Below are 654 nucleotides of genomic sequence, written 5' to 3'. Positions count from 1 at the left end.
TATTGGAACTGCTGGTGCCAATGAGCGTCGGCACGTCATGGCCCATGGCGTTCATCGTGTGGTGCGACTTGTGGCAATGGATTGCCCAGTCGCCCAGATGGTCGGCCACAAACTCATAGGCGCGCATGGCGCCCACGGGGATGTCGATCGAAACCTCGGGCCATTGCGCCGATTCCGGCACCCAGCCGCCATCGGTGCAGGTGACCTTGAAGTCATAGCCATGCATGTGGATCGGGTGGTTGGTCATCGTGAGGTTGCCCACGCGGACCCGTACCTTGTCACCCTGATTGACGACCAGCGGGTCGATGTCGGGGAAAATCCGGCTGTTCCAAGTCCACAGGTTGAAATCCGTCATCGTCATGATGCGGGGTATGTAGGTGCCCGGATCAATATCAAAAGCGTTCAGCATGATCAGGAAGTCCCGATCGACGCGCATGAAATCGGGATCCTTGGGGTGGACCACGAACATGCCCATCATGCCCATCGCCATCTGCACCATCTCATCGCCATGCGGGTGGTACATGAAGGTGCCGGATTTGGTCAGATCGAACTCATAGACAAAAGTCTTGCCCGGCGGGATGCCGGGGTGGCTGAGCCCGCCGACGCCGTCCATGCCCGAGGGCAGGATCAGCCCGTGCCAATGCACGGGGGTAT

Annotated in this window: 1 protein-coding gene; it reads right to left on the bottom strand. The window is 59.5% G+C overall.

Going from position 1 to position 654, the window contains the following annotated elements; genetic code table 11:
• The coding region (locus A3722_RS14930) for a multicopper oxidase domain-containing protein (RefSeq protein WP_150120497.1) at positions 1–654 on the bottom strand (654 nt) is incomplete at both ends.

This window comes from Sulfitobacter sp. HI0027, from assembly GCF_001634775.1.
Taxonomy (GTDB): domain Bacteria; phylum Pseudomonadota; class Alphaproteobacteria; order Rhodobacterales; family Rhodobacteraceae; genus Sulfitobacter.
This window is presented reverse-complemented; position numbering and strand designations above follow the sequence as displayed.